20 protein-coding genes are annotated in these 17,216 nt (G+C 67.9%); 5 read left to right on the top strand and 15 right to left on the bottom strand.

Going from position 1 to position 17,216, the window contains the following annotated elements; all coding sequences use genetic code 11:
- Nucleotides 1-1,248: a tyrosine--tRNA ligase gene (gene tyrS, locus AC27L4_RS21845; RefSeq protein ID WP_487144467.1), complete on the bottom strand. Its 1,248-nt coding sequence runs from the start codon at nucleotides 1,246-1,248 to the stop codon at nucleotides 1-3.
- Nucleotides 1,249-1,338: 90 nt separating this feature from the next.
- On the opposite strand from tyrS, the gene AC27L4_RS21840 reads away from it, so the two are divergent.
- The gene (locus AC27L4_RS21840; protein ID WP_487144466.1) at nucleotides 1,339-2,466 is read left to right on the top strand and encodes an anhydro-N-acetylmuramic acid kinase; all 1,128 of its coding nucleotides are present in this window, start codon (nucleotides 1,339-1,341) and stop codon (nucleotides 2,464-2,466) included.
- Entirely contained in the window at nucleotides 2,463-2,867 is a 405-nt protein-coding gene (gene mce, locus AC27L4_RS21835; RefSeq protein WP_487144465.1) for a methylmalonyl-CoA epimerase, read from the top strand. The genes AC27L4_RS21840 and mce overlap by 4 nt, the downstream gene beginning before the upstream one ends.
- A 222-nt stretch (nucleotides 2,868-3,089) precedes the next feature.
- Here mce and AC27L4_RS21830 read toward each other — a convergent pair whose 3' ends face one another.
- The 8 genes from AC27L4_RS21830 to AC27L4_RS21795 form a co-directional block, all read right to left on the bottom strand.
- Nucleotides 3,090-4,151: a GGDEF domain-containing protein gene (locus AC27L4_RS21830; RefSeq protein ID WP_487144464.1), complete on the bottom strand. Its 1,062-nt coding sequence runs from the start codon at nucleotides 4,149-4,151 to the stop codon at nucleotides 3,090-3,092.
- Nucleotides 4,152-4,279: 128 nt separating this feature from the next.
- The gene (locus tag AC27L4_RS21825) at nucleotides 4,280-5,683 is read right to left on the bottom strand and encodes a DEAD/DEAH box helicase (RefSeq protein WP_487144463.1); all 1,404 of its coding nucleotides are present in this window, start codon (nucleotides 5,681-5,683) and stop codon (nucleotides 4,280-4,282) included.
- A 350-nt stretch (nucleotides 5,684-6,033) separates the two neighbouring features.
- A complete protein-coding gene (locus tag AC27L4_RS21820) occupies nucleotides 6,034-6,621 on the bottom strand; it encodes a hypothetical protein (RefSeq protein ID WP_487144462.1) in 588 nt (195 codons plus the stop codon).
- A gap of 108 nt (nucleotides 6,622-6,729) precedes the next feature.
- On the bottom strand, nucleotides 6,730-7,143 hold the full coding sequence (locus AC27L4_RS21815; protein WP_487144461.1) for an HIT domain-containing protein: 414 nt from the start codon (nucleotides 7,141-7,143) through the stop codon (nucleotides 6,730-6,732).
- 177 nt (nucleotides 7,144-7,320) lie between these two features.
- Nucleotides 7,321-7,956, bottom strand: coding sequence for a peroxiredoxin (locus tag AC27L4_RS21810; RefSeq protein WP_487144460.1), 636 nt, complete (start codon nucleotides 7,954-7,956; stop codon nucleotides 7,321-7,323).
- A gap of 123 nt (nucleotides 7,957-8,079) precedes the next feature.
- Nucleotides 8,080-9,291, bottom strand: coding sequence for a GNAT family N-acetyltransferase (locus AC27L4_RS21805; protein ID WP_487144459.1), 1,212 nt, complete (start codon nucleotides 9,289-9,291; stop codon nucleotides 8,080-8,082).
- Nucleotides 9,288-10,028 (bottom strand): glycerophosphodiester phosphodiesterase family protein, encoded by a 741-nt coding sequence (locus AC27L4_RS21800; protein WP_487144458.1) that lies wholly within the window; start codon nucleotides 10,026-10,028, stop codon nucleotides 9,288-9,290. Before AC27L4_RS21800 ends, AC27L4_RS21805 begins: the two co-directional genes overlap by 4 nt.
- A gap of 2 nt (nucleotides 10,029-10,030) precedes the next feature.
- Nucleotides 10,031-10,498, bottom strand: a complete 468-nt coding sequence (locus AC27L4_RS21795; RefSeq protein ID WP_487144457.1) for a RidA family protein — start codon at nucleotides 10,496-10,498, stop codon at nucleotides 10,031-10,033.
- Between the two features lie 115 nt (nucleotides 10,499-10,613).
- Here AC27L4_RS21795 and AC27L4_RS21790 point away from each other — a divergent pair, with 115 nt between their 5' ends.
- Nucleotides 10,614-11,405 carry a dimethylarginine dimethylaminohydrolase family protein gene (locus AC27L4_RS21790; RefSeq protein WP_487144456.1) on the top strand — a complete coding sequence of 264 codons (792 nt, stop codon included), beginning with the start codon at nucleotides 10,614-10,616 and terminating at the stop codon, nucleotides 11,403-11,405.
- A 26-nt stretch (nucleotides 11,406-11,431) separates the two neighbouring features.
- Here AC27L4_RS21790 and AC27L4_RS21785 read toward each other — a convergent pair whose 3' ends face one another.
- The 4 genes from AC27L4_RS21785 to AC27L4_RS21770 all read right to left on the bottom strand — a co-directional run bounded on the left by AC27L4_RS21785 (nucleotide 11,432) and on the right by AC27L4_RS21770 (nucleotide 14,509).
- Entirely contained in the window at nucleotides 11,432-12,127 is a 696-nt protein-coding gene (locus tag AC27L4_RS21785) for an ABC transporter permease (RefSeq protein ID WP_487144455.1), read from the bottom strand.
- Complete coding sequence (locus AC27L4_RS21780; protein WP_487144454.1) at nucleotides 12,124-12,837, bottom strand: ABC transporter permease; 714 nt, start codon at nucleotides 12,835-12,837, stop codon at nucleotides 12,124-12,126. The genes AC27L4_RS21785 and AC27L4_RS21780 overlap by 4 nt, the downstream gene beginning before the upstream one ends.
- Before the next feature lie 68 nt (nucleotides 12,838-12,905).
- Nucleotides 12,906-13,688 carry a transporter substrate-binding domain-containing protein gene (locus AC27L4_RS21775; RefSeq protein WP_487144453.1) on the bottom strand — a complete coding sequence of 261 codons (783 nt, stop codon included), beginning with the start codon at nucleotides 13,686-13,688 and terminating at the stop codon, nucleotides 12,906-12,908.
- A gap of 80 nt (nucleotides 13,689-13,768) precedes the next feature.
- On the bottom strand, nucleotides 13,769-14,509 hold the full coding sequence (locus AC27L4_RS21770; protein WP_487144507.1) for an ABC transporter ATP-binding protein: 741 nt from the start codon (nucleotides 14,507-14,509) through the stop codon (nucleotides 13,769-13,771).
- A gap of 144 nt (nucleotides 14,510-14,653) precedes the next feature.
- Here AC27L4_RS21770 and AC27L4_RS21765 point away from each other — a divergent pair, with 144 nt between their 5' ends.
- The gene (locus AC27L4_RS21765; protein WP_487144452.1) at nucleotides 14,654-15,412 is read left to right on the top strand and encodes a phosphatidylserine decarboxylase; all 759 of its coding nucleotides are present in this window, start codon (nucleotides 14,654-14,656) and stop codon (nucleotides 15,410-15,412) included.
- Between the two features lie 19 nt (nucleotides 15,413-15,431).
- Nucleotides 15,432-16,256 carry a CDP-diacylglycerol--serine O-phosphatidyltransferase gene (gene pssA / locus AC27L4_RS21760; protein ID WP_487144451.1) on the top strand — a complete coding sequence of 275 codons (825 nt, stop codon included), beginning with the start codon at nucleotides 15,432-15,434 and terminating at the stop codon, nucleotides 16,254-16,256.
- On the opposite strand, the gene AC27L4_RS21755 is transcribed toward pssA, so the two are convergent.
- Complete coding sequence (locus AC27L4_RS21755; RefSeq protein WP_487144450.1) at nucleotides 16,249-16,593, bottom strand: hypothetical protein; 345 nt, start codon at nucleotides 16,591-16,593, stop codon at nucleotides 16,249-16,251. The two genes, pssA and AC27L4_RS21755, sit on opposite strands and share 8 nt — an antisense overlap.
- Nucleotides 16,594-16,710: 117 nt before the next feature.
- Complete coding sequence (locus AC27L4_RS21750; protein WP_487144449.1) at nucleotides 16,711-17,211, bottom strand: DUF934 domain-containing protein; 501 nt, start codon at nucleotides 17,209-17,211, stop codon at nucleotides 16,711-16,713.
- Nucleotides 17,212-17,216 lie beyond the last annotated feature (5 nt).

Here is a 17,216-nt window from a genome sequence, read left to right as displayed (position 1 = left end):
TCAGGCCGGCTTGGCCAGCACGTGGCGCTTGCGGCCGAGCGACAGCTTGATCACGCCGGCCTGGCCGAGGTCTGCCTCGGTGAGGACCGCACGCTCGTCGCTCACCGGCGCGTCGTTGACCCGCAGCCCGCCGCCCTTGATCTGCCGGCGCGCCTCCGAGGTCGAGGCGACCAGGCCGGCGGCGACGAACGCGGTCAGCACGCCGACGCCGGCGGCCAGACCGGCGAGTTCGATCGTCGGCAGGGTCTCGGCCAGCGTGCCTTCCTCGAAGGTCTTGCGCGCCGTCTCCTCGGCGGCCAGGGCCTTGTCGCGGCCATGGACCATCGTGGTGGTCTCGGTGGCCAGGATCTTCTTGGCTTCGTTGATCTCAGCGCCGCCGAGCGCGGCGAGGCGGTTCACCTCGTCCATCGGCAGGGTGGTGAACAGCTTGAGGAAGCGACCGACATCGGCATCCTCGGCGTTGCGCCAGTACTGCCAGTAGTCGTAAGCCGACAGCATGTCGTCGTTGAGCCAGACGGCTCCGGCTGCGGTCTTGCCCATCTTGGCGCCGGACGAGGTGGTGAGCAGCGGCGTCGTCAACGCATAGAGCTGGTGTGTCCCCAGGCGCCGGCCGAGATCGATGCCGGTGACGATGTTGCCCCACTGGTCCGAGCCGCCCATCTGCAGGTTGCAGCCATAGCGCTTGGCCAGCTCGGCGAAGTCGTAGGCCTGCAGGATCATGTAGTTGAACTCGAGGAAGGACAGTTCCTGCTCGCGCTCCAGGCGCAGCTTCACCGAATCCATCGACAGCATGCGGTTGACCGAGAAATGCCGGCCAACCTCGCGCAGCATGTCGATGTAGTTGAGCCTGGTGAGCCACTCGGCATTGTCGACCATCATGGCGTCGTGCCGTCCGTTGCCGAAGCGCAGGAACCGGTCGAACACGGTCTGGATCGAGCGCTTGTTCTCCTCGATATCCTCAAGCGACAGGACCTTGCGGGCCTCGTCGCGGCCCGTCGGATCGCCGATGCGGGTGGTGCCGCCGCCCATCAGGGCGATCGCCTTGTTGCCGGTCTTCTCCAGCCAGTGCAGCAGCATGATCTGCACGAGCGAGCCGGCGTGCAGCGAGCGGGCGGTGCAATCGAAGCCGATATAGCCGATCGCCTCGCCCTTGGCCGCGAGCGCATCGAGTCCCGCCAGATCCGAGCCCTGGTGGATGTAGCCACGCTCGTCGAGAATGCGCAGGAAATCGGAGGCGAACTTCGTCATGTCGTGATTCTTCCGGGCCGGTAAGACATTGCCAATGGTCGTGTGTCGTCTATCAGCTTATCGTGTTGTTTTGCACCGGGGAGGTTGTCAATGGCACTGACGACAGCGATCGGCTTGATGTCCGGCACGTCCATGGACGGCATCGACCTTGCCTTGATCGAAACCGACGGTGTCGGGTCCGTGCGCATGGGGCCGTCCGCCTCGCTCGACTATGGGCCGGGGGAGCGCGCCCTGCTGCGCCAGGCGCTGGTGGACGCGCGCGGCATGACGGACCGGACCGACCGGCCCGGGGTCCTCGGCGAGGCCGAACGGCTGATCACGGGCCGGCACGCCGCCCTGATCCGCACCTTCCTCGCCGAGCAGGGCCGCAAGCCCGGCGACATCGGCGTGATCGGCTTCCATGGCCAGACTGTGCTGCATCGCCCCGAGCTGCGCCTGACGGTGCAGATCGGCGACGGCGCCGCACTGGCCGAGGCGAGCGGCATTGCCGTGGTTTCGGACCTGCGCGCCGCCGACGTCGCGGCCGGCGGGCAGGGGGCCCCCTTCGTTCCGGCCTATCATCGTGCCCTGGTGGAGGCCAGCACGTTGCCCGGCCCGGTGGCGGTGCTCAATCTCGGCGGCGTCGCCAATGTCACCTATGTCGAGCGAGGACGGGATCCGATCGCCTTCGACACCGGCCCCGCCAATGCGCTGATCGACGACCTGATGCTGGAGCGCACGGGTGTCGCCGTCGATCTCGACGGGCGCGCCGCAGCCTCCGGCACGGTCGACGAAGCGGCGCTGGCGGCACTTCTCGATCACAGCTATTTTGTGAGGAAGCCTCCGAAATCCCTTGATCGCAATGAATTTTCCAGAGCAGCGATCGCCTCTCTGCCAACCTCTGACGCCGCCGCGACCCTGACCGCCTTCACCGCCGCATCGGTGGCGCGGGCTCGCGAATGGCTGCCGCGCGAGCCGGCACTGTGGGTCGCCTGCGGCGGCGGCTCGCGCAATCCAGCCATCCTGGCCGCGCTGGCGGCCCGCGTGCCGGGGCAGGTGACGACCGCCGACGTGGTCGGCTGGTCGGCGGCGATGATGGAGGCGCAGGCCTTCGCCTATCTCGCCGTCCGCTCGCTGCGCGGCCTGCCGCTGAGCTTCCCCTCCACCACCGGCGTGCCGCGGCCGCTGACAGGGGGCGTGCTGTCCCGCCCCGCGGCGGTCGGCGCGATGTCGGCATGATCGGCCGGCTCAACCATGTGGCCATCGCCGTGCCGGATCTCGCCGCGGCCGCGGCCACTTACCGCGACGGGCTCGGCGCCGCGGTGTCGCAGCCGCAGGCGCTGCCGGAGCACGGTGTTACCGTCGTGTTCGTCACCCTGCCCAACAGCAAGGTCGAACTGATGCAGCCGCTCGGCGCCGCCTCGCCGATCGCCCGCTTCCTGGAGAAGAACCCGGACGGAGGCATGCATCATGTCTGCTACGAGGTGGAGGACATCATCGCGGCCCGCGACCGGCTCACGGCCGCCGGCGCACGCGTTCTCGGCAACGGCGAGCCAAGGATCGGCGCCCATGGCAAGCCGGTGCTGTTCCTGCATCCCAAGGACTTCGCCGGCACGCTGGTGGAACTAGAGCAGGTCTAGAGCAAAGCGCGTTTTGACGGAAACGCGCTTTGCTCTAACGCCTTGTTTCGACGCGTCTTTGCGACTTGACGCGATTCCGTCAAATCGCAAAACGCTTTAGGGCGGCGGGCTGGAGGCCGGGGGGATGGCTTTCGTCGCGTCGGCCGGGAGTGCCGGCTGCCGACGGAATGAGCGCCGACAGCCCTCCCGGGGTGAGGCCGCCGGGCGCAGCCGTCCTGACGGTCAGGCGATGGCCGTGAGCTGGACTTCCGCGTCGGTCTCGCAGATGACGCGATTGCGGCCGCCGCGCTTGGCGGCATAGAGGCAGGCATCGGCGCGGCCGATGATGCTGGCCGGGGTGTCGTCGGGCCGGAAGGCCGCGATGCCGATGGAGATGGTGATGCGGCCGAGATTCTCGCCGGTCGAGCGCTTGACCAGTTCCTTCGACATGACGGCGCGCCGGATATGCTCGCCGACCGTCACGGCCGAGCGCAGCGTCCGGTTCGGCAGGACCACGGCGAACTCCTCGCCGCCATAACGCGCGGCGAGATCCACGCCCTTGACGTTCTGCTTCACCGCCAGGGCGACGAGGCGCAGCACCTGGTCGCCGGTCAGATGGCCGTAGCTGTCGTTGAAGCGCTTGAAATGGTCGATGTCGGTGATCATCAGCGTCAGCGGCTCGCCGGACTCGCGCGCCGTGGCGATCCGCGCCGCCAGGGTGACGTCGAAAGCCTTGCGGTTCGACAGCGAAGTCAGCGGATCGGTCAGCGATTCCGTGCGGACGGCGCTCAATCCTTCCTGCAACGCCCGGATCTCGTCGCGGGATTCCTTGAGCCGGGCCCCCAGCGCCTGGTTGGAGGCTTCCGCTTCCTTGGTCATGCGCACGATGCCGTCGAGGAGGGCGAGCAGGGCGGCACGGTCGGTGGCAGGCACGGCGAGCTTGTGCAGGGCCGCCTTCAGGCTGTTGCCGAAGCTGGTGGCCTCGCCCATGGCCGCCTCGACCGTGGCCATGACCTGGTCGATCTCCTTGGTGAGGCGGTTGCCGACCTCGTCGAAGCTGTCCGAAAAACGGTGCGGCGACAGATATCTGTCGTAGATCTGCTCCAGATCTTTCTGGGTGACGCCGTCGGAGCGGCCGCGCAGAGCATCGATAGCTCGATTGAGCGAAGTGTTGTGGCCGGAAGCATAAGTATACCACAACTCATAGAAATGGGGATAGGCTGATGTCCTGTAGGTCCGGATATGACCGAGTGCCTGTTCTCCCAGGGCGATCGTGCGCTCGAACTCTGTGCTGCTCTCGATCATCTGTCCGCCTCGAGGCCACCAGCCGGCCTTGCTGCCGGAATCCGGGCCCTCATCCAGCTTCGAAGTGGAGGCCGCAGCCTACAAAGCCGTCCTTAACCCACGGTTAAGCAGGAATGACGGCCGGCTCTTCAGCGGGCCTTCCGGCGGATGGGCTGGAGCAGGAAGGAGGGGACGTGATCGCCGAGCCCGATCACCGCCGGCTCGTCATGCTCCTCGCGGCGATGCGGGCGCTTGGCCTCCGCGGCAGCCTTGTGCGGCTCCTGACGCGGCCGCTGCGGGGGTGGGGCGTCCTTCTTGCCGGGCTTGGCGCCGCCGGCCTCCTTGGCCACGGGCTTGGCCGGCTGGCCGCGACGCCGGCCGCGATCAGCGCCGCGGCGCGGCGCTTCCACCTCATCCTCGTCGGACGGCGGCGGGTCGCCGGTCCACGGGATGGGCTTGCCGGTCAGCGTCTCGATGGCTGCGACGTGCTTCTTGTCGGCGGGGGAGGCAAGGGTGAACGCCCAGCCGGCGCGGCCGGCACGGCCTGTGCGGCCGACGCGATGGACATAGTCGTCCGCATGCACCGGCACGTCGAAATTGAAGACGTGGCTGACGTCCGGAATGTCGAGGCCGCGTGCGGCGACGTCGGACGCGACGAGCAGCGTCATGTCGCCGTTGCGGAAGCTCTCCAGCGCCGCCATGCGCGAGCGCTGATCCATGTCGCCGTGCAGCGCCACGGCTGCAAAGCCGTGCCGGACCAGCGAGCGGTGCAGCAGCGCCACCTCGGTCTTGCGGTTGCAGAAGATGATGGCGTTCTTCAGGTTTTCGGCCGAGCGGATCAGCCGGCGCAGGGTCTCGCGCTTGGCCGCAGTCGGGCTGGCGGTGTGCACGAGCGCCTGCGTGATGGTCGTGGCCGTGGTCGCGGGACGGGAGGCCTCCACCTGGATCGGCGTATGCAGGAACTGCTCGGTGACGCGCTGGATCTCGGGTGGCATGGTCGCCGTGAAGAACAGCGTCTGGCGCGTGAAGGGCACCAGCTTGCAGATGCGCTCGATGTCGGGAATGAAGCCCATGTCGAGCATGCGGTCGGCTTCGTCGATCACCAGAAGCTCGACGCCGGTGAGCAGCAGCTTGCCGCGCTCGACATGGTCGAGCAGGCGGCCGGGTGTGGCGATCAGCACGTCGACGCCGCGGGTGATCTTGGCATCCTGGTCGCCGAAGGACACGCCACCGATCAGCAGCGCCACGGACAGGCCGCTATTGGCGCCGTAGCGGCTGAAATTCTCTTCCACCTGCGCGGCGAGCTCGCGTGTCGGCTCCAGGATCAGGGTGCGCGGCATCCTGGCGCGGGCGCGGCCCTTCTCGAGCAGGGTGAGCATGGGCAGCACGAAGGCTGCGGTCTTGCCGGTGCCGGTCTGCGCGATGCCGAGAACATCGCGACGCTGCAGCACATGCGGGATGGCCTGGGCCTGGATGGGCGTGGGGGTGGTGTAGCCGGACGCCTCGACGGCGGCGAGAACTTTTGGGGAAAGACCGAGTTCGGCGAAGCTCATTGGGACGGACGGACTGAACGGACGCCGCCCCGATCGGACGGCAGAGGGCGGCTCGCATCGCCGCGCACGGACTCGATGACGGAGACCGGAATGCCGCGCAACATAGAGCGGCGCAGGTATTTGTCAATCACGTCAACAGGTTCGGCACGGCGGTCGTGAGGCGCCGTGTGCCGGATGCTGCGGTCCACCCTCGGGTGGCAATGTCTGCCCGCACGGAATGCCAGAAGGAACTGCGCCGGATCGCCGCGAAAATTCTCCGGGACTTCAAGGAGTTGACAGAGGCTCCCGGATCGAGCCCGTCGTCGGGCGGCAAGGCCGGCGGCCCGTTCGAAGGCTTGTCCGCAGGCGACTCAGTTGGCGGATTTCGGCTCGGCCTTCGGCTTGTGGCGATCGGCGACCTTGGCGGGCTTCTCGCTCTTGGCGGCCGGTTTGGCCGGCGCCTCGGCCTTGGCCGGCTTCACGGCCTTCGCCGGTTTCTCCGGCTTGGGCTTTATCAGCGTCGCGGCGTCGACCGGATCGAGGGCATCGGGATCGTCGACCGGCGCAGCCGTGGCATCGATCGAGCCGGTCGAGGTCGGCTCGCCCAGGCGCTCCAGGATCTTCTGGCCGATCGGATCGTCGGCCGGGGCCGGCGGCACGGCCGGGGATTGGAAGGCGGCGACTGTGCCGAGCGTCTGATCCACCGGCTTGATCTCGATCGGCTGGGTTTCCGTGACCACGGGTGTCGCGGACGCCGTGAGCGGGGCTGCCGGTGCGGCGACGACGTTGGGCTCCTTCGGGCTGCGGGCCGAGCGGACGGTGTCGATCGCTCCGATCAGGGCCACCGCTGCGGCCGCGGCCAGGGCGCCCTCGCGCTTCAGCGTCCACTGATGCTTCGCGCGGTAGGCGATATGCCAGCCCCAGCCGAGGGCGACATTGACGGCGCTGACAAACAGCATGGTTACGCAACTCCTACACAACTGCCCGGAGTATTGCGCAGGATGGTAAAGAGTTGCTTTCCAGCCGCGCGCCGGCTGCAAAAAGCCCCGGCGCCGCTGCAGAAAGGCTCAGAATGCCGCGCGGATCAACTCGGCATGGCGAGCCAAGACGGCGTGGTCGGCCATGGCCCGCGGCCGCACCGGCACGCCGGTCTTCATCGGCAGGATATGGAAATGGATGTGGAACACTTCCTGGCCGCCGGACGCTTCCGAATGCAGCCGCAGCGTATGGCCGTCCGCTTGGAAAGCCTTACAGGCGGCCTTGGAGATGCGTTGCGCCGCCTTGATCAGGGTGGCGAGGCTGTCCGGCGCGACATCGAAGATGTTGCGCGCCGGCGCCTTGGGGATCACGAGGCAATGCCCGTCGACGATCGGCATGATGTCCATGAAGGCGAGGGTCGCCTCGTCCTCATGGACCTTGTGGCAGGGGATCTCGCCGCGCAGGATCCGGGCGAAGATGTTCTGGTCGTCATATGCGGTCATGGCTGCTCCTCCGCCGCGGGGCCGGACTCCAGCCCCAGGCAGCTTCTCGTGGCTCCCGCGACGATTGATTTTGCATTTCCAATGCAAAATCAATGCTGCTCGGACTTGCTGGTGCAAGCGGGCTCAGGAGAGCCCGCTTGGCGTCGCGCGCAGATCCGCCGTCAAGGGCTCAGCGGTTCAGGAACCCGGCTGCGGCACCACCCGCAGATAGGGCTTGAGCGTCTTCCAGCCGCCGGGGAATTTTTCCTTCGCCGCCTCGTCGGAGATCGAGGGCACGATGATCACGTCCTCGCCCGCCTGCCAGTTCACCGGCGTGGCGACGCCGTGCCTGGCGGTGAGCTGCAGGGAATCGATGACGCGCAGCACCTCGTCGAAGTTGCGGCCGGTGCTGGCGGGATAGTTCAGCGTCAGCTTCACCTTCTTGTCCGGACCGATGACGAAGACGGAGCGTACGGTCAGCGTGTCGCTGGCATTGGGATGAATCATGCCATAGAGGCTAGCGACCTTGCGGTCCTCGTCGGCGATCAGCGGAAAGTTGAGGGCATGGCCCTGAGTCTCCGCGATATCCTGCGACCAGGCGTCGTGATTGGCGAGTTGGTCGACGCTGAGGCCGATGACCTTGACGCCGCGTGCGTCGAATTCGGGCTTGAGCCGGGCGGTATAGCCGAGCTCCGTGGTGCAGACCGGCGTGAAGTTCTTGGGATGCGAGAACAGCACGACCCAGGAGCCCTCGATCCAGTCGTGGAACCGGATCGGGCCTTCGGTGGTCTGCGCTTCGAAGTCGGGGGCGATGTCGCCGATCTGCAAGGCCATGGTTTATCCTTCTAAATCCATAGATTATGATTAAGGCACAAGCCGGCGCCGCTCACAACCCTCTTGCGGCGGCGATCGGAGCCCGGCCTGCCGGCTTTCGAGTCGGCTCTCGCAATCTGCCGCTCAGACCTTGCGGAAGGGGGCGGCATCTTCCAGCGCATCGTGGATGCGGGCGATCTCCGCCCGTTCCTGCCGGAGATAGTGCTCCAAGGCCCGGCGCAGGCCCGGATCGGCGATCCAATGCGCCGAATAGGTCGTGACCGGCCGGTAGCCGCGCGCCAGCTTGTGCTCCCCCTGCGCGCCGGCCTCGACGCGCCCGAGGCCACGCTCGATGGCGAACTCGATGGCCTGGTGGTAGCAGACCTCGAAATGCAGGAAGGGGTGATCCTCGATGCAGCCCCAGTGCCGGCCGTAGAGCGTGTCGGAGCCGATGAAGTTGATGGCGCCGGCGATGTAGCGGCCGGCGCGTCGCGCCATGACCAGCAGGATGCGGTCGGCCATGCCGGCGGCGATCTCGGCATAGAAGGCCCGATTGAGATATGGCCGGCCCCATTTGCGCGAGCCGGTGTCCATGTAGAAGGCGAAGAAGGCGTCCCAGGCCTCGGGCGTGATCGCAGGGCCGGTCAGCCGCTCGATGGTGATGTCGTCGGCCACCGCGTCGCGGCGCTCGCGCTTGATGGCCTTGCGCTTGCGCGAGGCGAGATCGGCGAGGAAATCGTCGAAGCCGGCATAGCCTTCGTTCACCCAGTGGAACTGCTGGTCGGTGCGCTGCAGGAACCCCTCGGCGCCGAGATAGGCCCAGTCGGCGCGGTCGATGAAGGTGGCGTGGATGGAAGAGCCGCCGAAGGAGGAGAGGGCCGCCTTGGCGCCGGCGACGAGGGCGTCGCGCACGGCCGCGATGTCCTGTCCGGGACGGATCAGGAAGCGGCGGCCGGTGGCCGGCGTGAAGGGGACGCAGACCTGGAGCTTTGGGTAGTAGCGGCCTCCGGCCCGCTGATAGGCGTCGGCCCAGCCGTGGTCGAAGACATATTCGCCCTGGCTGTGGGTCTTGGCATAGGCGGGCATGACGCCCGCGACCGTGCCGCCGGAGGCTTCGGCGACGATGTGGATCGGGGTCCAGCCGCTGCGGCCGCCGACGCTGCCGCTCGCCTCCAGGGCATGCAGGAAGTCATAGGCGATGAAGGGGTGATAGGCCTGGTCCGCCGCATCCGGTTCCGCCGATCCCGAGGGAGGGCCGGCGGCGCGGGATGCTTCGGGGTTGGCGCAGGCGTCCCACGCCGCCCGACCGACAGCCTCGATCGACGGCGCCGCGCGGATGGCGAGGCCTTCGCTCACGGACGGAAGCCCTCGAAGATGATCTGGTCGGCATAACGCTTCGCCTGGGCGCGGTCCGCCTCGGTGCGCACCGTCCAGGTCAGCATCGGCAGGCCGAGGACCTTGCGCGCCAGGCGCGGTGCCCGGTTGGCCAGGTCCCTGACATACCAGGCCAGGAAATGCGGGCGCGACTGCGGCAGGTGCAGCAGCGCGCCGAGCGCCCATTTGCGGCCGGGCGTGAGGATGGCCCATTCCGGGTCGTCGTAAAGGCTCTCCTGCACCACGCCGCGTGGCAGCTGCGGCGCAAGGCTGCGGAAGGCGGCGGCGGAGCCAGGATCGAACGACATGACGGCGACCGGGCCGGCATACGCCTTCAGGACCTCGGCCACGCGGCGTTCGAGCCGGCGATCGGTGCCCCAGGACGCCTTCACCTCGACGATCAGCGGGGTGCGGCCGGCGACGAGGTCGCAGAGCTCGCCGAGCGTGATCATCCGGTCGCGCCCGGACCGCATCGGCACAGCGCTCAGCGCTGCGGCGGGCCGGGCGTCGAGGCGACCCGTGTCCTGCGTCAGGCGGTCGAGCGTGTCGTCGTGGAAGACCATGGCTTCGCCGTCCGCCGAGATCTGCACGTCGCATTCCATGGCATAGCCGCCGGCGACCGCGGCCTCGAACGCCGAGGCCGTGTTCTCGATCACGCCGGCCGCCGCATCGTGCAGGCCGCGATGCGCCACCGGCCGGGCAGCGATCCAGTCGACCATGGTCAGGCCACTTCGATCAGCGCCTCGACCTCGACGGCAGCGTCGAGCGGCAGGGAGGGAACGCCGACGGTGGAGCGGGCATGGCGGCCCCTGTCGCCGAACACCTCGACCATCAGGTCGGAAGCGCCGTTCATCACGGCGGGGTGGGCCGTGAAATCCGGCGTGGCGGCGATGAAGCCGCCGAGGCGGACGACCCGCGCCACCTTGTCGAGCGAGCCGAGGGCGGCCTTGATCTGGGCCAGGACGTTGATGGCGCACAGGCGTGCGGCGGCCTTGGCGTCCTCGACCGAGACAGCGGCGCCGAGCTTGCCGGTGGCGGCGAGCTTGCCGTCCGGTCCGAAGCAGAGCTGGCCGGAGACGACGAGCTGGTTGCCGCTGCGCACGAAGCCGACATAGTTCGCGACCGGGGCGGCGGGCGTGGGCAGCGTGATGCCGAGCTCGGCAAGGCGCTGGTCAGGCGAGGAGGACATGGGATGTTCCTGTGGGGTCGGGAGCCCGACCTTGGCCGATCGGTCCTGGGCGCGCAACCCTTTCGCAGCCCGATCGCGGCATGCTATCGCAAGGCATTCCCGCCCGGAGATGCCCATGCCCGCCCGACCCGTGTTCGAGTTCGACAACGCCATCGTCCGCATGCCGGCCGCCACGGTCGTCGACGGCATCAGGGCGGTCGACCGCGGCGCGCCGACCCTGGCCGGCGTCGAGGCCGAGCACAGGGCCTATGTCGCGGCGCTGACCGCGGCGGGCGTCGCCGTCGAGCAGTTGCCGGCCCTCTCCGCCTTTCCCGACTCCATCTTCGTCGAGGACCCGGCGCTGGTGTTCCCGGAAGGCGCGATCGTGCTGCGGCCCGGCACGGCGAGCCGGCTCGGCGAGGCGGCGGAGATCGCGCCGGTGCTGCGCCGGCGCTTCGCCACCGTCCTGGAACTGCCCGGCCCGGGCTTCGCCGACGGCGGCGACGTGCTGGTGACGCCGAAGGCGGTGATGATCGGCCTGTCCGAGCGCACGGACCGCACCGGCGCCGCCGCGCTGATCGGCCTCCTGGCCCAGCTCGGCCGCACGGGCGTGGTCGTCACGACCCCGCCCGGCGTCCTGCACTTCAAGTCGGACTGCTCGCTGCTCGACGACGGCACGATCCTGTCGACGGAACGGCTCGCCCGCTCCGGCGTGTTCGATGGCCTCCGGGTGCTGCTGACGCCGGAGGGCGAGGAGGCCGCGGCGAATGCGCTGCGCGTGAACGACCGGGTCTTCGTCGGCGACGGCTTCCCGAAGACGGCCGCGCTGCTGGCGGCCGAGGGCTACAAGGTGGTGCGGCTGGCGACGGCGCAGATCGGGCTGATCGATGCGGGCCTGTCCTGTATGTCCCTGCGCTGGCGGGCCTGACCGACGCCCGCCGGCCCGCCCTCCGCTCAGGCGCGCTGCATCTTGGCGAAGTGCCGCTCCAGCACGCGGAAGCCGCGCTCGATGGCGAGCGTGGCCAGGAAGTAGCCGACCGCGACGAAGAGGAACGGCTCGTAGACGCGGAAGGTCTGCGCCTTGACGATGTTGGCGGCGCCGAGCAGGTCGACCACGGCGACCGTCGAGGCGAGGGCGGTGGCCTTGAGCAGCAGCACCGTCTCGCCGGCCAGGGTCGGCAGGATCGACTGCAGCGCCCGCGGCAGCCAGATGCGGCGCAGAAGCTTGAAGCCGCCATAGCCATAGGCGCGTGCCGCCTCGATCTCGCCGCGCGGCACGGAGAGCAGCGCCGCGCGCACGACCTCGCCGACATAGCCGCCGACGCTGAGCGTCAGCGCCAGGGCGACATACCAGAAGCCCTCGCGCAGATAGGGCCACAGGAAGGTCTGGCGGATCGCCGGGGTCTGCGCGAACAACGAGCCGAGGCCGTAGTAGAGCAGGAAGATCTGCACCAGCAGCGGCGTGCCGCGGATCACCGAGGTGAAGCCGAAGCACAGGCCGTTGATCGCCGGGTTCCTGGACGTGCGGCCGATGCCGACCGCGACCGCCAGGGCAAAGCCCAGCGTGCCGGCGATCAGCACCAGGGCGATGGTGCGCATCGCGCCTTCCAGGAACAGGGAACCGTATTGGGGCAGCCAGAAGAACGTCATGACATCCTCGGCGTCCAGCGGCGAACCCGGTTTTCGATCAGGCGGATGCCGGCGCTCGACAACAGCGTGATCGCATAATAGATCGCGGCAATGAACAGGTAGAAGCTGAAATAATATTTTGTGCTTCCCGCCGCCTGCTTGGCGGTGAACATCAGCTCGTTGTAGCCGACGATGCTGATCAGCGTTGAATCCTTGATGATGATCATCCAGAGGTTGGTGAGGCCCCCGAGAGCGAACGGGACAATCGCCGGCAGGGTGATGCGTCGGAACAGGGTGAAGCCCTGCAGGCCGTAGGCTCGCGCCGCCTCGATCTGGCCCTTGGGGATGGCATTGACGGCGCCGCGAAGGATTTCCGAGACATAGGCGCCCTGCACCAGGCCGAGCACCACGGTCGCGGCCGCGAAGCCGGAAATGCCGACATCCTCGAAGCCGACCAGGGCGAGGGCCGCGTTCAGCGCCGATTGCCCGGCATAGAACAGCACGATGATCAGCAGGATCTCGGGGATGGAGCGGCAGATGGTGGAATAGCCGTTGGCCAGCGCCACGCCCCAGGTCGGGCCCCGCAACTTCACCCAGGCCGTGAAGCCGCCGATCACCAGTCCGGCGATGAACGCGCCGACCGAGATCTCGATGGTCACCATCAGACCCTGGAGGAGTTCGTCTCCCCAGCCGGCCTTGCCGAAGGCCAGAAGATCGAAAAAACTGCCCACCACCCGCTCCGCGACGCCGATGCAAGGCCGGCCCGTCCGTCACGGGCCGGCCGGGTTCCTGCGGAGCCTCAGCTCTTGGGCGGGGTGCCGACGTCGAACTTGAAATACTTCTTCTGGATCGTGTCGAACTCCCCGCTCTTGTAGATGGCGGTGATGGCGGCATCGAGCTTGGCCTTCAGCTCCGTGTCGCCCTTGCGGATGCCGGCTCCGACGCCGCCCTCGAAGATCGGATCCTTGGCGAAGCCCTTGGCCTCGCAGCAACTACCGGCGTCGGAGGCCAGGAAGGTGTCGAGGGCGGTGGCGTCGGCGAGCACCACGTCGACACGGCCGGCGGCGAGGTCGGAGTTGGCCTCGTCCTGGGTGTTGTAGATCTTGACGGTGGCCACGTCCTTGAAGGCCCTGTTGGCGTACTCGGCATGGACCGTGCCGGTCTGCACGCCGAGGATCTTGCCCTTCAGGCCTTCCGGCGTGATGTCGAGCTTGTCGCCCTTGGGGGCGATGAACTCGGCCGGCGTGTTGTAGTAGGGGATCGAGAAGTCGATGGTCTTCTCGCGATCGGGGGTGATGGTCATCGAGGCGAAGATAACGTCGATCTTCTTGGCCTCGAGCGAGGGGATGATGCCGTCCCAGGCGGTCTCGACGATCTCGCAGTCGAGCTTGCCGGCCTTGCAGAGCGCTTTGATCAGGTCGACCTCGAAGCCCTCCCACTCGCCCCCGGCGCTCTTGGAGGCGAAGGGCGGGTAGGGCTCGGCGGCGACGCTGAACTTGAGCGGCGCGGCGGTGGCCTGGTTGAAGGCGGCGCCGAGGAGAATGGCGGCGGCTGCCAGTGCGCTCTTGCGGAAAAGACTCATCACGATACCCCTGCTGCTGATTGGACTGCTTGTCGTTGTTGATGCCGGCCCGGCCGCCGCCCGCGGCGGGCCGGATGGACTCACTGATGCCGGGCGGTCACGAACTGGCGGCACCGTTCGCTGTTCGGTGCGCCGAAGACTCTCTGCGGCGGGCCTTCCTCCTCGATCAGGCCCTGATGCAGGAAGGCGACATGGCTGGCCACGTCGCGGGCGAAAGCCATCTCATGGGTGACCAGGATCATCGTACGGCCTTCCGCCGCGATATCACGGATCACCTTCAGGACTTCGCCGACCAGTTCCGGGTCGAGAGCCGATGTCGGTTCGTCGAACAGCATGACCTGCGGACGCAGCGCCAGGGCCCGGGCGATGGCGGCGCGCTGCTGCTGACCGCCCGACAGGAAGGCGGGATAGACGTCCTTCTTGGCATAGAGGCCGACCTTGTGGAGCAGGGCCTCCGCCCGCTCGATCGCCTCGGCCCTGGGCTCCTTGAGCACATGCACCGGCGCTTCGATGACGTTCTCGATCACCGTCAGATGCGCCCAAAGATTGAAGCTCTGGAACACCATTCCCAGGCGTCCGCGCAGGCGCTGCAACTGATGGGCGTCGGCGACGGCCTGCTGCCCGCCGGCAACCGGCTTCAGGCGGATCTCCTCGCCGGTGATGATCACCCGTCCGGACGTGGGGACCTCCAGCATGTTCGTGCAGCGCAGCAGCGTGCTCTTGCCCGATCCCGAGGCGCCGATCAGGGCGACGACGTCGCCCTCGTGCGCAGTCAGGGAGACACCCTTGAGCACCTCCAGCAAGCCGAAGCTCTTGTGGATGAATTCAAGGCGAACGACTTCCTTTCGAGTCGACGCCTCGCCTGCGGTCCCTTCCGCCACTCGCCTTCCCCTGCTGTATTATTGTTGCCTCGACACTAGCAGTCTCTGCGGCTTGCACAAGCGGGCATCCCCGGCAGGATGGCCATGCTCTGGCCTTCGGCCCGTGTTTCGGCTACCCATCCCTGCGCCAACCGGGAAGCCGCAATGTCCATCGCCTCTTCGATCCGCAACGTGCTCGTTCCGATCAATCGCGAGGGCTATCCATTCCTGGCGATCGCCGGCGTTGCTTTGCTGATTGCGACATGGATCGAAGGCTGGCTGTTCTGGCCCTTCCTGATCCTGACGGCCTGGGTCGCCTATTTCTTCCGCGATCCGCCGCGGGTGACTCCGGTGCGCGAGGGGCTGGTGATCTCCCCGGCCGACGGCGTGATCAGCCAGATCGCCAATGCGCTGCCGCCGCCGGAGCTGGGCCTGTCGGAGCGGCCGCTGCTGCGCGTCTCGGTGTTCATGAACGTGTTCGACTGCCACGTGAACCGCAGCCCGGTGACGGGCAGGATCACGCGGATCGCCTACAAGGCCGGGAAATTCCTCAATGCCGACCTCGACAAGGCCAGCGAGGACAATGAGCGCAACGGCTTCATCATCGAGGGCGATGGCGGGCGCTTCGGCGTGGTGCAGATCGCCGGGCTGGTGGCGCGGCGCATCGTGGTGTGGTCGTCCGAGGGGCAGGGCGTCTCGGTCGGCGACCGGCTCGGCATGATTCGCTTCGGCTCGCGGGTGGACGTCTACTTGCCTGAAGGCGTGCGGCCGCTGGTCGGCGTCGGCCAGAAGGCGGTCGCCGGCGAGACCATTCTCGCCGACGCCAAGGCGATCATGCCGCAGCTGACCCACCGCGTCGGCTGACCCCGGGAGCGCCCAGGCCATGGATCCGCTGTTTCCATCCTTCGAGCCCGAGCAGCCGCGCGGCCGCGGGCGGCGCTTCCGGGCCATCCCGCTGCGCATCCTCATTCCCAACCTGGTGACGCTGCTGGCGCTGTGCGCCGGCATGACGGCCATCCGCCTGTCGATCGAGGGACGGATGGAGCTCGCGGTCGGCTGCATCGTCGCCGCGGCCTTCCTGGATGGAATCGACGGGCGGCTGGCCCGCTATCTGGAAGGAACCTCGCGCTTCGGCGCCGAGCTCGATTCCCTGGCGGATTTCGTCAATTTCGGCGTGGTGCCGGCGATCGTCCTGTATTTCTGGGGCCTGCACGACCTCCGGTCCCTCGGCTGGATCGCGGTGCTGGTCTTCGCCATGTGCATGGTGCTGCGGCTGGCGCGCTTCAACGTGATGCTGACCGATCCCAACCGCCCCGCCTTCCAGGCGAACTTCTTCGTCGGCATGCCGGCGCCGGCCGGCGCCCTTTCGGTGCTGCTGCCGATCTACCTCGACTTCCTCGGCCTCAGCCATTCCAGGGCGATGGCACCGGTCGAGCTCGCCTATGTGCTGCTGATCGCCTTCCTCACCGCCTCGCGCATCCCGACCTTTTCCGGCAAGAAGCTCGGGGCGCGGGTGTCGCGCGAATGGGTGATGCCGCTGTTCGTGCTGGCGGTGGCGCTGGTGCTGATGCTGATCTTCTATCCCTGGGAGACGCTGACCGCGCTGGTGGTGCTCTACCTGGCGGCGATCCCGCTGGGCGTGCGCCACTACCGCAAGCTGGAGCGCGAGCACCAGGCGGCGATCGCCGCGGGCGACGCCGCTACTTGACGGAGAGCCGCCGCGCGTTGGCGCGGGCCCGCCGCCGTGCCGGTTGCGAGGCCGCGGTGGCGATGGCGATCAGGCCGGTCGCCATGTCCGTGGCATCCGCCCGGCCCCACGCGGCCCGCGTCAGCAGCCTGGCCGCCTCATTGGAAGCCGCCACCGTGCCTTCGACGGCGGCAGCCATCTTCTCAGTCACCATGCGATGGGTCTCCAGCACCGCATCGGCTTGCGGCCAGAACGGCACGGACATGAGGATGGGAACACGATGACCGATGGTGACGGCGCTGGCTTGGCCCAATTCCATGACCGTGCTGGCCGCTTCGAAGAACAGACCTGGAAACATTGTCGGCATCACACGCTTTGTCATGTCGTCATTACATCAGACGAATGGGGACGACAGCAAGCCCCGGGGGCGTAACTTCTCGTTACACTCCCTTACAAAGGTGTGGCGAACGGATTTTCAGGCCTGCCGACGCCAGGGACGCAGCGTGTTGCGCTCGTTTCCATCCTTGCCGGTCGGCTGGTAGAGCTGCTGCGCGGCGGGAATACGACCGGCCTGCAGTGCCGCCAAGGTCGGCTCGTTGACGATGTCGAGCGAATCGAAGCCGCAGCGGCGCATATAGGCGATGCGGTCGAACAGGATGTCGCCGACGGCGCGCAACTCGCCGGCAAAGCCGTGACGCTCGCGGGCGAGGCGGGCCAGCGAGAAGGCCCGGCCGTCGCCGAATTTCGGGAAGGCGAGGGCGAGCAGCGCCAGGCGATTCAGGTCGACGGCGATAGCCTCGATCCGGTCGGCCGGCTGCAGCAGGACGCCGACCGGCGCGTTGCGGGCGAGGAGCGCCTCCCGCTCGGCCAGGAAGCGCTTGAGCGACACGAGCACGGCCCCTTCGGGAAGGGACGCATCGTCCGCGACCGTCGCATAGGCGTCGTCGATGAAGCTGCCGTTTTGCCACAGGGCCATGACTG

The organism is Labrys sp. Lb11 (genome assembly GCF_057554225.1).
The sequence above is the reverse complement of the archived record's forward strand: the minus strand, read 5'-3'. Positions and strand labels throughout refer to the sequence as shown.

Bases quoted from the DNA above. Each gene is read 5' to 3' on its own strand.
- AC27L4_RS21840 (WP_487144466.1), top strand. From the start codon at position 1,339: ATGGCACTGACGACAGCGATCGGCTTGATGTCCGGCACGTCCATGGAC.
- AC27L4_RS21800 (WP_487144458.1), bottom strand. From the start codon at position 10,028: ATGGTCGACTGGATCGCTGCCCGGCCGGTGGCGCATCGCGGCCTGCAC.
- AC27L4_RS21820 (WP_487144462.1), bottom strand. From the start codon at position 6,621: ATGCTGTTTGTCAGCGCCGTCAATGTCGCCCTCGGCTGGGGCTGGCAT.
- AC27L4_RS21785 (WP_487144455.1), bottom strand. From the start codon at position 12,127: ATGACGTTCTTCTGGCTGCCCCAATACGGTTCCCTGTTCCTGGAAGGC.
- AC27L4_RS21790 (WP_487144456.1), top strand. From the start codon at position 10,614: ATGCCCGCCCGACCCGTGTTCGAGTTCGACAACGCCATCGTCCGCATG.
- AC27L4_RS21765 (WP_487144452.1), top strand. From the start codon at position 14,654: ATGCTCTGGCCTTCGGCCCGTGTTTCGGCTACCCATCCCTGCGCCAAC.
- AC27L4_RS21825 (WP_487144463.1), bottom strand. From the start codon at position 5,683: ATGAGCTTCGCCGAACTCGGTCTTTCCCCAAAAGTTCTCGCCGCCGTC.
- tyrS (WP_487144467.1), bottom strand. From the start codon at position 1,248: ATGACGAAGTTCGCCTCCGATTTCCTGCGCATTCTCGACGAGCGTGGC.
- AC27L4_RS21750 (WP_487144449.1), bottom strand. From the start codon at position 17,211: ATGGCCCTGTGGCAAAACGGCAGCTTCATCGACGACGCCTATGCGACG.
- AC27L4_RS21775 (WP_487144453.1), bottom strand. From the start codon at position 13,688: ATGAGTCTTTTCCGCAAGAGCGCACTGGCAGCCGCCGCCATTCTCCTC.
- mce (WP_487144465.1), top strand. From the start codon at position 2,463: ATGATCGGCCGGCTCAACCATGTGGCCATCGCCGTGCCGGATCTCGCC.
- AC27L4_RS21810 (WP_487144460.1), bottom strand. From the start codon at position 7,956: ATGGCCTTGCAGATCGGCGACATCGCCCCCGACTTCGAAGCGCAGACC.
- AC27L4_RS21815 (WP_487144461.1), bottom strand. From the start codon at position 7,143: ATGACCGCATATGACGACCAGAACATCTTCGCCCGGATCCTGCGCGGC.
- AC27L4_RS21755 (WP_487144450.1), bottom strand. From the start codon at position 16,593: ATGTTTCCAGGTCTGTTCTTCGAAGCGGCCAGCACGGTCATGGAATTG.
- AC27L4_RS21795 (WP_487144457.1), bottom strand. From the start codon at position 10,498: ATGTCCTCCTCGCCTGACCAGCGCCTTGCCGAGCTCGGCATCACGCTG.
- AC27L4_RS21830 (WP_487144464.1), bottom strand. From the start codon at position 4,151: ATGATCGAGAGCAGCACAGAGTTCGAGCGCACGATCGCCCTGGGAGAA.
- pssA (WP_487144451.1), top strand. From the start codon at position 15,432: ATGGATCCGCTGTTTCCATCCTTCGAGCCCGAGCAGCCGCGCGGCCGC.